The 14182-nt window shown below is 38.9% G+C and carries 10 protein-coding genes; 9 read left to right on the top strand and 1 reads right to left on the bottom strand.

The window, feature by feature from the left end:
- Positions 1–52 precede the first annotated feature (52 nt).
- From MM236_RS04880 to MM236_RS04920, 9 genes are all read left to right on the top strand, one after another.
- A complete protein-coding gene (locus MM236_RS04880) occupies positions 53–475 on the top strand; it encodes an IS1/IS1595 family N-terminal zinc-binding domain-containing protein (RefSeq protein WP_241273825.1) in 423 nt (140 codons plus the stop codon).
- Between the two features lie 137 nt (positions 476–612).
- Positions 613–2064 carry a porin gene (locus tag MM236_RS04885; protein ID WP_241273826.1) on the top strand — a complete coding sequence of 484 codons (1452 nt, stop codon included), beginning with the start codon at positions 613–615 and terminating at the stop codon, positions 2062–2064.
- A gap of 12 nt (positions 2065–2076) precedes the next feature.
- A complete protein-coding gene (locus MM236_RS04890) occupies positions 2077–2340 on the top strand; it encodes a DUF4212 domain-containing protein (RefSeq protein ID WP_241273827.1) in 264 nt (87 codons plus the stop codon).
- Positions 2341–2360: 20 nt separating this feature from the next.
- Positions 2361–4046 carry a sodium:solute symporter family protein gene (locus MM236_RS04895; RefSeq protein ID WP_241273828.1) on the top strand — a complete coding sequence of 562 codons (1686 nt, stop codon included), beginning with the start codon at positions 2361–2363 and terminating at the stop codon, positions 4044–4046.
- 300 nt (positions 4047–4346) lie between these two features.
- A complete protein-coding gene (locus tag MM236_RS04900) occupies positions 4347–7070 on the top strand; it encodes a sensor histidine kinase (RefSeq protein WP_241273829.1) in 2724 nt (907 codons plus the stop codon).
- Positions 7071–7076: 6 nt separating this feature from the next.
- Positions 7077–7433 (top strand): response regulator transcription factor, encoded by a 357-nt coding sequence (locus MM236_RS04905; RefSeq protein WP_241273830.1) that lies wholly within the window; start codon positions 7077–7079, stop codon positions 7431–7433.
- A 43-nt stretch (positions 7434–7476) separates the two neighbouring features.
- Entirely contained in the window at positions 7477–9369 is a 1893-nt protein-coding gene (gene acs, locus MM236_RS04910) for an acetate--CoA ligase (RefSeq protein WP_241273831.1), read from the top strand.
- Between the two features lie 309 nt (positions 9370–9678).
- On the top strand, positions 9679–11625 hold the full coding sequence (locus tag MM236_RS04915; RefSeq protein ID WP_241273832.1) for a DUF294 nucleotidyltransferase-like domain-containing protein: 1947 nt from the start codon (positions 9679–9681) through the stop codon (positions 11623–11625).
- Position 11626: 1 nt separating this feature from the next.
- The gene (locus MM236_RS04920) at positions 11627–12301 is read left to right on the top strand and encodes a 3'-5' exonuclease (RefSeq protein ID WP_241273833.1); all 675 of its coding nucleotides are present in this window, start codon (positions 11627–11629) and stop codon (positions 12299–12301) included.
- 362 nt (positions 12302–12663) lie between these two features.
- Here the strand turns inward: MM236_RS04920 and MM236_RS04925 are convergent, their stop codons facing one another.
- Positions 12664–14133: a glycine--tRNA ligase gene (locus MM236_RS04925; protein WP_241273834.1), complete on the bottom strand. Its 1470-nt coding sequence runs from the start codon at positions 14131–14133 to the stop codon at positions 12664–12666.
- Positions 14134–14182 lie beyond the last annotated feature (49 nt).

The raw sequence follows: 14182 nt of genomic DNA on the forward strand, positions 1-14182 counted from the left end.
AAAATATTATACTTTCGCTAAATTAGTATATTGAGTCCAAAATAGTTTTTTTATGGAAAAGCCAATTTGTCCAAAATGTGATCACGTCAAGACTGTGAAAAGTGGCGTAGTTGGCGGCAGGCAAAGATTTAAGTGCAAAAAATGTGGATACCATTTTACAGTGAATAAGCTGGGTAAATCCATAGATAAGTACTACGTAATCAAAGCCCTTCAACTCTATATCGAGGGGGTTTCTTATCGAGAAATAGAAAGAATCTTAGGCGTCAGCCATGTTTCGGTAATGAACTGGGTCAAGCAATACAAAATCAAAGCACCAGAAAGCAATGATTACAGACCTACCTACAGAGTCTTGAACCATACTGAATTAGTGAAATTTATGGCCAACAAGGAGAACTTATTGGATACAGGAATGCTGATAACCGAACTTGGGGATAAGTTTATGATCATCAAATGGGAGCGGTTCAAAAATCGATAAACCAAATTATATTATTTTTTCTATAATAAATTAACAAATATCTACATCTATTTTTTCATTTCACGGGGAACTTTTCAACTTGGCCTACTCGCAATCAGAAATGTTGTGAGAAACCCAATAAGTAAACCCAAATAATCATGAAAATCCAATTGACAATGTTTTCTATTGTATTTGTCATGGTCGCATCAAATAATTCAACCATTGCTCAAAACACTATTCCATCAATAGTAAATATGGGGAACAAAGCTGGGGATTTTGTAGACCATACATACAAACCACTCACTCTAAAGCTCAATGAAGATGGGTCCAAATACATTAGATTCCTATTTTGGAATCAAATGTGGGCGAGAGTTACAGAAAATAACCCAGGGACTCTTGATGTATCAGGTAACCCACAATCCACTTCTACAGACATTGGAATTCGAAGAGCAAGAGTTCTCGCTTATGCTGAAATTTCTCCACGTTTCCTTATTTTATCACATTGGGGAATAAACAATCAAACCTTCACAAATGGAGGAGTGCCTGGTGGAGGATTGACTGGAAACCCAGGGAATGTTCCCGTCATCATAGATCCTGAGACTGGAGTAGGTAGCGCATCTGGAATGTCAGCAAAGAAACCCCAACTTTTTTTTCACGATATCTGGACGGAATTCAAGATCACCAATGAACTCCACGCAGGCATGGGGCTTCATTATTGGAATGGAATTTCTAGAATGTCGAGTCATAGCACTCTTAACTTTATGGCAATAGATGCACCGATTTTCAATTGGCCATTGATCGAGTTAACAGATCAATTTGCTAGACAGTTTGGTTTCTATGCAAAAGGTCAAATAGCAAAATGGGATTATAGAATTGCTTTGAACAAACCTTTTTCGGTAGGTTCTGGTGGAAGGTATGAAGCAGCCACCAGCAGACCTGTAGCGGCAAATGTGGTCAATGACAATTGGGCAACTCAGGGATACATAGCATATCAATTTCTCGAAAAAGAAAATAATAAACTTCCTTTTTTTGTCGGGTCCTATCTAGGTTCAAAAAAAGTATTCAATATTGGCGCAGGTTGGCATCATCACCCCGAGGCTACCAACTCGGTAACTGCAAACGGTGAAATCCAGAATCACGATATCAAACTGTTTGGCATAGACACATTTTTAGATTTGCCAATAAACAAAGCTTCAGGAACTGCATTGACTACCTATTCCGTCTTTTACCATTATGATTTTGGACCAAATTACATTCGAAATGTAGGTATCATGAATGTTGGTTTCGGATCAGGAGCTACTCAAAATGGCCCAGGAAATTCACAACCTATGATTGGTACGGGAAAAATTTATTATAATCAAACAGGATTTTTACTACCAAAAAACTGGCTTGGAGAAAAAGGAAGACTTCAACCATTTGCTGCAATTACCCACAAAAATTTCGAATATTATAATGAAGGAGCTTGGCAATATGATGCAGGTATGAATTATTACATCAATGCCCATCAAGCCAAACTCACTTTACAATATAGCCAAAGACCGATTTTTGAAAATTTCAACAAATCAGGCAACGCAGGTGAATTTATCTTTCAAACACAAATATTCTTATAAAACCCAATAACCATGTCAGAAAACAAATTTAGTAAAGAAGCCTATTGGAAAAAGAACCTCCGAATCTTGGGAGTACTTCTATTCATCTGGTTTATCGTATCATTTGGATGCGGAATATTATTCGTAGAACAACTCAATGAAATACGTCTTGGCGGTTTCAAGTTAGGGTTCTGGTTTGCCCAGCAAGGCTCCATTTATTCCTTTGTGATTTTGATTTTTGTGTATGTTGTGCGCATGAATCAGCTTGACAAGGAATTTGATGTAAATGAAGATTAATTTCAAATAGAAATCGCAAAATGGATATTTTAACTTGGACATATATACTTGTAGGTGCATCATTTGCACTCTACATTGGAATTGCGATCTACACAAGAGCTGGATCTACAAAAGAATTCTACACAGCAGGTGGAGGCGTATCTCCCCTAGCCAATGGAATGGCAACAGCCGCAGACTGGATGTCGGCAGCATCATTTATTTCTATGGCTGGAATTATTGCCTTTTCGGGATATGATGGATCTGTATATCTTATGGGCTGGACCGGAGGCTATGTACTTTTGGCTTTATTGCTCGCTCCCTATTTGAGAAAGTTTGGCAAATTTACTGTCCCTGATTTCGTCGGAGACAGGTACTATTCCAATAAGGCACGTGTGGTTGCTGTAATTTGTGCACTATTCATCTCATTCACTTATGTGGCTGGACAAATGAGAGGTGTTGGAATCGTATTCTCACGCTATTTAGAAGTCGATATCAATACGGGGGTATTCATTGGGATGTGTATAGTATTTTTCTATGCAGTATTAGGTGGTATGAAAGGCATTACCTACACCCAAGTCGCCCAATATTGTGTTCTGATTTTCGCCTTTATGGTACCTGCCATTTTTGTTTCCATGCAGCTGACAGGCAATCCCATTCCTCAATTGGGTATGGGAGGAACAGTAGCTGATGGTACTTACTTATTGGACAAGCTTGATGGTGTGTTGGGAGATTTGGGATTTGCTGAATACACTTCTGGTAGAAAAGGAATGGCTGACATCTTTGCGATTACTTTAGCTCTGATGGTAGGGACAGCAGGCCTACCGCACGTTATTGTGCGATTTTTCACTGTTCCTAGGGTAAAAGATGCCAGACTCTCTGCGGGATATGCGTTGGTTTTTATCGCGATTTTATACACCACCGCACCAGCTGTAGCAGTGTTTGGAATCTACAATGCCATAGAAACAGTCGCAGACAAACCTGTGGATGATTTACCTGTATGGGTAGAAAACTGGGGAAAAACCAATCTGATCACTGTGAATGATAAAAATGGAGATGGTATTGTTCAATATTCTGCAAATCCAGAAACCAATGAGTTAAATATTGACAAAGACATTATGGTTTTGGCAAGTCCAGAGATCGCAAATCTTCCAAATTGGGTGATTGGCTTGGTGGCAGCCGGTGGAATGGCAGCAGCATTATCCACTGCAGCAGGACTTTTATTGGTAATTTCCACCTCCGTTTCCCGTGATTTGTTTAGGACATTCAAACCAAATATGACAGAAAAAAGAGAACTTTTGATCGCTAGAATTTCGGCAGCAGGAGCGGTAGTTTTAGCTGGATACTTTGGTGTCAAACCTCCAGGATTTGTAGCTGAAGTTGTTGCCTTTGCTTTTGGTTTGGCGGCAGCATCCTTTTTTCCAGTGATCATTATGGGGATTTTCTCCACGAGAATGAACAAGGAAGGGGCAATAGCAGGAATGCTCTCTGGACTGATCTTCACGATAGGCTATATATCCTATTTCAAATTTATCAACCCTGAGTTGAATAGCATAGACAACTGGCTATTTGGCATTTCTCCTGAAGGAATAGGCTCTATAGGCATGTTGATCAATTTCATAGTATGTTTTGCAGTTTCAAAAGCAACTCCAGCTCCTCCGCAGCATGTTCAAGACATGATTCAAGAAATCAGAATCCCTCGCGGTGCAGGCAAAGCACATGATCATTAATCTTAAAAAAGAGGAAACTCCATTGATTCAATCTTGGGGTTTCCTTTTATTAAAATATGAAATAGTTTAATTTAAACTTTTGATTTGAAAATATAAATAAGATGAAAGAAGGTTTAAAAAACCAATATCTGTGGGTCGTTTTTTTCTTAGGATTAATTCTTTTGAATTACCCAGTCTTGGGGATTTATAATATCCCGGAAACTTGGTTTGGCATTCCTGTACTTTTCTTATTTGTTTTTGCTATTTGGCTCGGGATTGTTCTAATGACTTATCTTATTGTCAAAAAAGTAAAAAAGAAGGATGTTTAGCAATGCGCTGATTATATCGTTCACTTTTGGATATCTGGCTTTGCTCTTTGCGATAGCATGGTTTTCTGAACGTTCTGCATCAAATGGCAGAAGGCTTTCAAACCACCCAGCCATTTACGCATTAACATTGGCAGTATATTGCACTGCGTGGACTTACTATGGATCCGTAGGAAGAGCAGCAACCAACGGCCTAGAGTTTCTCACAATTTATATTGGTCCGAGTTTGATCGCCCCATTGTGGTGGATTGTCATGCGGAAGATTATCAGGATTTCCAAAGTACAGCGAATTTCTTCCATCGCAGATTTTATTTCGAGCAGGTATGGAAAAAATATCACTTTGGGCGGAGTAGTCACTATCGTTTGTCTTTTAGGCATATTACCTTATACTTCTATTCAGATCAAAGGCATTGCATCTTCATTTCAGATTTTACAAGGCAGTGGGGTTACTGAAACGCTCGCAAACCTTCCTTTCTATCAGGATACCGCCTTTTATTTGGCCTTGGGACTGGCATTTTTTACAGTTTTATTTGGCACCAGAAATATAGAAGCTACGGCACAACATGAAGGGATGGTTATGGCGGTAGCTTTCGAATCCATCTTTAAATTGATAGCTTTTCTGATTGTCGGAGTTTTTGTTACTTACTTTGTTTTTGACGGATTTACCGACATTTTCAGCAAAGCCGCAGCTGAGGGATTAAACCATCTTTTTGTAATGCAAGGAGAAAACAGCGCTTCAGAATGGTTTTGGATGAGTGTGTTATCCATGATGGCCATCCTGTTTCTTCCAAGACAATTCCAGATGGGAGTGATTGAAAATACCAACGAAAGGCATGTTGATACAGCCATGTGGCTATTCCCGCTTTACTTACTATTGATAAATGTATTTGTGCTTCCTATTGCTTTTGGAGGTTTGGTACATTTTCCTATTGGAAATTATGAAGCAGACACTTTTGTTTTGGCGTTTCCGATTGCTTTTGATCAAAAATGGCTAGCAATTTTAGTGTATTTGGGAGGCTTTTCTGCGGCTACAGGTATGATCATTGTCTCTACTATTGCCCTCAGCACCATGGTCAGCAACAACTTGGTAATGCCTTTATTGCTAATAAATGATCGATTCCAAAAAAAATATCAGCACAGACTTGGATTGGTATTGATATGGTCTCGGAGAGTAGCAATATTCTTAATTATTCTAGCAGCTTACCTCTATTACAAACAAATCGCAGGGCAATTCTCCTTGGTTTCCATTGGGTTGATTTCATTTGTAGGAATAGCGCAGTTTGCACCAGCAATCATTGGTGGGATTTATTGGAAAAAAGGTGCAAGAACTGGTGCATTGGTTGGGATTCTAGCAGGCTTTTCTCTGTGGTTTTTCACATTGGTCGTGCCAACCATGGTGACAGCAGATTATATCTCCGAAAAACTACTGAATGAAGGTTTATTTGGGTTCGGCTTTTTGAAACCTCAAGCTTTATTGGGATTCGCTGACTTGAGTTACATTAGTCATGGGCTATTCTTCAGCTTGACTATCAACACAATATTATATGTCGTCATTTCACTTTTCAGTCAGCAAACCTCCAAAGAGCACAATCAAGCTGTAATCTTCGTAGACATATTCAGATACAGTGAGTCACTAGATACGGCCATTGTATGGAAAGGACAAGCATATGTGCCAGACATCAGAGCATTGTTGATAAATTTCCTTGGTGTCAGCAAAACCCAGGATGCTCTTCAGGATTTTGTAAAACATACAGGAAAAGAGCTTGATGATAATATTTTTGCCGATTCAGAATTGGTTAATTATTCAGAGCTTTTACTATCAGGCATCATAGGTTCCGCATCAGCTCGGATTATCGTTGCATCCGTAGTCAAGGAGGAAGAAATCAGCATGGAAGAAGTATTGGGAATCCTGAAAGAAACACGTGAACTGAAGTCATTGAATGATCAACTGGAGATCAATTCTAAGGAGCTTCAAATAGCGTCGGAAAAACTGAAATCTCTTAATGAATCTCTTCAGATCAATGATATGCTGAAAGACGAATTTATATCTACTGTCACGCATGAAATGAGGACACCGATTACCTCAATTCGCGCATTTTCTGAGATTTTGTTGGATCAAGATCTTCCAGAAGCTGATAGAGCAAAGTTTTTGGAAATAATCATACAAGAAACCAAAAGGATGAGCAGGCTAATTGATCAGGTGTTGGATTTGGAGCGCTTTGACTCGGGAAGACAGGAGTTGAACCTTGAAAATTCAAATGTAGATTCACTGATATTGGAAGTAATTGATTCTATGAATCATATTTTCCAAGAAAAAGGCCTTCATTTTGAATATAACTTGATAAATTCAACTGTCTTGATTCCTATGGATCAGGATAGGATCAAACAAGTCCTTATAAATCTATTGTCCAATGCTTCAAAATTTGCCAAATCAAACATCAACCTAAAAGCCAAAAAAACAGAGAATCATTTATTGATAAGCGTTTGGGATGATGGAAAAGGAATACCAGAGGAAGAAGTGCCCTATATATTTGACAAATTCTTTCAGGCTAAGAATCAGACCAGTAAGAAGCCTTTGGGCAGTGGCTTAGGTTTGGCAATTTCAAAAAAAATAGTAGAATATCATCATGGAACAATAGAAGTACGTAGAATATTAGATCGTACCTGTTTTGAATTCACCCTTCCATTGGTCCAGTCGAAAATGAAAATAATTAATTGAAACATTATGAATAAGATTTTGATAGTGGATGATGAACCCAATATTCTTTTGTCACTGGAATACCTATTCAAAAAAGAAGGATTCAAGGTATTTATCGCAAGAGATGGAGAAGAGGCACTAGACCTAATTTCAGAAATAGAGCCTGAGCTAGTTCTACTGGACATCATGATGCCAAAAGTCGATGGGTATGAAGTCTGCAAACACATCAAAGAGCAGCACACTAAAATAAAGGTAGTGTTTCTCACTGCAAAAAGTAAGCAACAAGACATCCAAAAAGGACTTGATCTTGGTGCTGATTTATACTTGACAAAGCCCTTTGGCAACAAAGAGCTTGTCTCCAAAGTCAAAAACTTATTAAATTGATTAAATCAAAAATTTTAAACCTAAAATCTTAAATAACCACATTATGAGTGATAGAATTCATACCCTTAGCGGTTACTTTCATGAGTATCAAAAATCCGTAACACAACCTGAGGAGTTTTGGGCGAGAATAGCCGATTCTTTTCATTGGAAAAAAAGATGGGATAAGGTTCTAGAATGGGATTTTGAAGGCCCAGATGTGAATTGGTTTGTAAATGGCAAACTGAATATCACAGAGAACATTCTTGAAAGACATTTATATACATTGGGTGACCGCCCTGCAATTATCTGGGAAGCAAATGACCCGAATGAAGCAGGACGTACGATTACTTATAGAGAGCTTTATCATGAAGTTTGTCGTTTTTCGAATGCTTTGAAAGCAAAAGGCATAGGCAAAGGTGACAAAGTAATCATCTACATGCCAATGGTTCCCGAAGCAGCTACTGCAATGTTGGCATGTGCCAGAATCGGTGCGATCCATTCTGTAGTTTTTGCTGGATTTAGTTCTTCAGCACTATCTGACAGAATCAATGACTGTGGAGCAAAAGCAGTATTGACTTCTGATGGTAATTTCAGGGGCAATAAAAAAATAGCTGTGAAAGCTGTCGTAGACGAAGCATTGGAGAAATCTTCAGTTGAAACAGTCATTGTATACCAAAGAACTGAACAAGAAGTCACGATGAAAGAAGGTCGTGATTATTGGTGGCATGAAGTAATAGAAGGTGAAGCAGACACAAATACTGCTGAAGAAATGGATAGCGAAGACATGTTGTTCATTTTATATACTTCCGGTTCTACTGGAAAGCCAAAAGGTGTAGTACATACCACTGGCGGGTACATGGTTTATACAAAGTATTCATTTGAAAATGTATTCCAATATTCGCCTGGTGATGTGTATTGGTGTACTGCGGATATTGGCTGGATCACAGGACACTCATATATAGTTTATGGGCCTTTGTTAGCTGGAGGCACTTCAGTCATGTTTGAAGGTGTACCTACTTATCCAGATGCAGGAAGATTCTGGGCAGTGGTAGAAAAATACAAAGTAAATCAATTCTATACAGCACCAACAGCTATTAGGGCATTGCAAGCTTACGGAACAGACCCGATTCAACCTTATGATTTGAGCTCCTTAAAAGTGCTAGGTTCGGTAGGGGAGCCAATCAATGAAGAGGCGTGGCATTGGTATCATACACATGTTGGGAAAACAAAATGCCCAATAGTAGATACTTGGTGGCAGACGGAAACTGGCGGAATCATGATCTCTCCAATTGCCGGAATCACACCAACCAAACCTGCTTATGCTACATTGCCACTTCCAGGTGTACAGCTTTGCATTGTAGATCCTGAAGGAAAAGAACTAACTGGCAATTCGGTGGAAGGAAATTTATGTGTCAAATTTCCTTGGCCAGGAATGATCAGAACCACATATGGTGATCATGACAGATGCAAGCAAACCTATTTCTCCACGTACAAGGGAATGTATTTTACGGGAGACGGTGTCAAAAGAGACCATGATGGCTACTACCGCATCTTGGGAAGAGTAGATGATGTGATCAATGTATCTGGCCATAGAATGGGTACCGCAGAAGTCGAAAATGCCATCAACGAACATCCTTTGGTGATCGAATCAGCAGTAGTCGGCTATCCACATGAAGTCAAAGGCCAGGGAATCTATGCCTATGTGATCTGTGATATGACGAATAGAACTGAAGAAAATTTGATAAACGAAATCAAAGCCACAGTTTCCAAAATCATTGGGCCTATAGCCAAGCCAGATAAAATCCAGATCGTATCCGGACTTCCAAAAACCCGCTCAGGAAAAATCATGCGAAGAATTCTCAGAAAAGTCGCTGAAGGCAATCTTGATAGCATGGGAGACATTTCCACCTTATTGGATCCTGAAGTGGTGAAGGAGATCATTGATGGGAGGCAATAATTCATCTTAACTCATTGCTTTTGGAGGTGAATAGATATTGATCGATATTTGATATTGATTGAAATTTGGCTTTAATCCTTCATTCATAAAGAAAAAAGGGGCAAATACTAAATTCAAATTTGCTCCTTTTTTGATATATGCGCTTTAAAATCGGGATTTAATCCAAAATGCTTTCTTTGAAAATAGCTGTCAGAAGTATGAAGAATATCAAGCAATATCTAGTATCAACTTATATATTTACCAAAAGAAGAAATTCTATAAAAAAACCCTGAGAAGAATAGAAGCTAAATTAACCAAATTCACCATCAAATGTCCAACGTCATTGTCAATAGGGTAAAAGAGTTTCTCAAGCGTTTTCCCCCGTTTACATTTCTTAATGATGCCACTTTAGGCTTGGTTGCCAAAGAAGTGGAGGTGAAATACTTTGCCAAGGACGAGTTTCTTTTCCGCCAAGGAGATGCTGCGCAGAATTTCTTTTTTGTCTTGAAAGAAGGGATTGTGCAACTAGCAGAATATCGTGAAGGTAGAGAAAAAGTGGTAGAAGTTTGTGACGAAGGAGATGTTTTTGGGGTATTGGCACTTTTGGGCAAGCGACCATATATTTTGAATGCCCAAGCGAAAGAAGATAGCTTGGTATATGCTGTTCCTGTTGGCATATTTGAAAAAATTCTGGAAGAAAACAGCAGGGTAAGTTTGTATTTTGCAGCTGGATTTGCATCAGGTCAGGTAGTGGTAAGATCGGATCTTTCCCAATCCCAAAAAGCCAGAAGTGAGTTTAAAGAATTGTCGAAAGATAATGGTTTGATGATCTTCTCTGGCCAATCTGACTTGAATTTCTCAACAGATGTACTTTGCTGTTTGGCAGGCAAAAGTATAGGAGAAGCAGCTAAGGCGATGTCAGAGAAAGGAGTGGGATCAGTCATCATCGTCGATGAAAGTAAATATCCGCTAGGTATCATCACAGATAAAGACATTAGGAACAAAGTCGTAGCACAAGGCTTATCTTACGATACTTTGGTTGAAAAAATAATGACCAATCCTGTCATTACCAAAAGCAAAGATGCAGGCTTTTCTGACCTTTACTTGACAATGATCAAAAATAGGCTTCATCATCTCATTTTCACTGAAGATGGATCTAGCCAAAGTCCAGTTACAGGGATTTTATCAGACCATGACATATTATTATCCCAGGGAAATAGTCCAGCTGTATTGATCAATGCCTTGATGAATACTTGGGATATCCATGAAATGGCAAAAGTCAGAAATCGTGCTGAGTTACTTTTGAAGTATTATTTGGAAAATGAGGTTGCGATGGATTTTGTTGCAAATATAATTTCCGAAATCAACGACATCATCATCCAAAGAGCAATTCAGATTGCCAAAAGCAAGCATGACCCAGATTTTCCCAAAGCTTCAAAAGTTAAATTTTGCTTCCTTTCATTGGGCAGCGAAGGGCGGGAAGAACAGTTGTTGAGAACTGATCTGGACAACGCCATTGTCTATGAAGACGTGGCTCCGGGTCAAGAGGAAGAAGTACAAAAATACATGTTGCTGATCGCAGAGGAGGTTATCGAAACATTGCTGATTTGCGGATTTCAACCTTGCCCAGCAGATATGATGGCCAATAACCCTAAGTGGTGCCAACCACTATCCAAATGGAAGCATTATTTCTCTGATTGGATCATCAGCCCAAATCAGAAAGCTTTGCTCCATGCGACGATTTTTTTCGATTTCAGACCTGTATTTGGACACAAGACCTTGGCAGATGCCATGACAGACCATATTTATCAAGAGATCACTGGGAAAACCATTTTCTTGAATTTCTTGGCAAAAAATGCCTTGCTGAATCCAGCTCCTTTGGGATTTTTCAGGAATTTCATTGTGGAAAGAACAGGTGAGCATAGGGATAAATTTGATATAAAATTACGTGCCATGATGCCATTGGCAGATATTGCCAGGATTTTGGTACTGAGTCATAAGATAGTAGGGATCAACAATACTTTCAAACGATTCGAGAAACTTGCAGAATTAGAACCAAATCATCAAGAATTGATGCTGGAAGCTGGTAAAGCCTATGAGATCCTTATGCGAATGCGGGCAATAGAAGGGATGCGGTCTGATAGTGGTGGAAGGTATCTACAGCCAGAAGTTTTGGGTAAATTGCAGCGACAATTACTCAAAAACACATTTGCACCAATAGATGAATTACAAAAAATCATGCGGGTAAGGTTTCAATTAGATTATTTCACAAACTGATATGGGTTGGTTAGATTTTTTTACCGGAAAAAAAATATCCAAGTCTCCTTTTGTAAAGGAATATGAAGCCTTGTTTGAGAAAAAAACACCCAAACTAAGACCGATTTCCCAGCTCAAATTTGTGGTATTGGATACTGAAACCACAGGATTGGATACCAAAAAAGACTACATCGTGTCATTTGGAGCTATCAAACTGAAGGGATATAGCATTCAAATACAGGAAACTTTTGAAACTTACCTAGATGCCCCCATCCAAAACACCAACTCTGTGAAAGTCCATGAAATACTCTATCCAATAGAAATTTCACCTCTAAAGGATTTTGCTTCAGATCTCCTTCGTTATGTGGGTTCTGATATTATAGTAGGACATCATATTGGATTTGATTTGGCTATGATCAATAAGATTTTGAAATCATTTGGCTTAAAAGAATTGCTAAACCCGATGATTGACACCAAGGCTTTGGCAATTCGTTTGGAAAATGGGCCACATTATGATCCCAGAATGGGTAAAAGAGGTGAATATTCATTGGATAGTCTTTGTGAGCGCTATGGGATTCCTCTGGATGATAGACACACCGCAGCGGGAGACGCATTCCTTACAGCCCAATTAATGATGAAACTTCTAAAATTAGCAGAGCAAAAGGGCATCAAGAACTTCGGGGAATTAATGGGGTGATTCTCAAATCAATGCCAGACAGTTTCTTTGAAGACATGTTTACGCATTAAATGTTCATGGATATAAGGAAATTTGCAACAAACTAAAGAAAAAACGGATATAGCTTAGGTCTGATAATGATTGATAGTAGATACTCTCAAATATTGAAAATAAGTGCGCGATCAACCATGGAATTAAAGCTACTAGCAAAGAAGCGTATAAATGTTTATCAGTTAACAGTGCATTATCTGATATAAATCAATATTAGATGTTACCCGATTTTTTCAATTTTTTAATTTTCCAATCTACAAATCATCTACAAAAAAAGGAGCAAACCCAAAAGGCCTGCTCCCTAATCTTTTAATTTTCTAATCTTCCAATCTTCAATCGACCTTCTCGAAAATCCTCCTAAAGCTACAAGCTTCAGCCAATCTTTCCTGAAGTTCAGAGATAGTCACCCTTTCCTGTTCTGTGGTGTCTCTATGCCTGATCGTAACTGTGTTGTCTTCCAAAGTTTGATGATCCACAGCGATACAATATGGAGTTCCTATCAGATCTTGACGTGTGTAGCGCTTACCGATAGATCCAGAATCTTCATAAATGATATTGAAATCATATTTCAACGCATCGAAAATTTCTTTCCCTTTTTCAGGCAATCCATCCTTTTTGGTCAAAGGAAGAATAGCTGCTTTTACAGGTGCGATAGCTGGATGGAATTTCAGGTAGGTTCTTTTCTTACCCTCCACTTCTTCATCTACAAAAGCATTGCACAAAGTCATCAAAAACAATCTATCTGCTCCAATAGAAGTCTCGATCACATAAGGAATGTAATTCTGATTGATTTCTGGATCAAAGTACTGTTGCTTTTTCTTTGAGAATTCCTGATGGCTCTTCAAATCAAAATCTGTTCTTGAGTGAATCCCTTCTACTTCTTTGAACCCAAACGGGAATTGGTACTCCAAATCCATTGCTGCATTAGCATAGTGAGCCAACTTCTCGTGGTCATGTCTTCTTAATTTCTCTTGAGGAATGCCCAAGGCTAAATGCCATTTCATTCTTGTATCAGCCCATTGCTTGTACCACTCCAGTTCTGAGCCCGGTCTTACAAAGAATTGCATCTCCATTTGTTCAAATTCCCTCATTCTGAAAATAAACTGACGGGCTACGATTTCATTTCTGAAAGCCTTACCTATCTGTGCAATTCCAAATGGAACCTTCATTCTCGCTGTCTTTTGGACATTGAGGAAATTGACAAAAATTCCCTGTGCTGTCTCAGGTCTCAAGTAGATGGTAGAAGAATCTTCTGCCACAGATCCTACTTGGGTTGAAAACATCAGGTTGAACTGGCGTACATCTGTCCAATTGGTAGTACCAGATATAGGGCATTTGATATTTTCGTTGATGATCAAGTCGCGAACTCCCGCAAGGTCTTCCGCTTCCAACAATCTACCCATAGCATTGAGTAACTCCTGGGCTTTTCCTTTATCACCTGCATTTTCGTAGGAAGCTGCTTTTTCCTCGATCAGCACATCCGCTCTGTATCTTTTTTTGGAGTCCTTGTTATCAATCATCGGATCGTTGAAACTATCCACATGACCAGATGCCTTCCAAGTAGTCGGATGCATAAAAATCGATGCATCAATCCCAACAATATTATCGTTGAGTCGGGTCATCGTTTCCCACCAAAGTCTCTTGAGGTTGTTTTTCAATTCCACCCCATAAGCTCCATAATCATAGACAGCTTGCAAACCATCATAGATCTCAGAGGATGGATACACAAAACCATACTCTTTGGCATGTGCAATTATATCTTTCAGTTGCGTATTTTCCGCAGTTTGTTCATTTTTTGCCATAGCGGCAAAATTAAGTAAACTTATCGAGAACTTAAAGGAATGAAAGTAG

The sequence above is a fragment of the Belliella calami genome (assembly GCF_022549695.1).
Taxonomy (GTDB): Bacteria; Bacteroidota; Bacteroidia; order Cytophagales; family Cyclobacteriaceae; genus Belliella; species Belliella calami.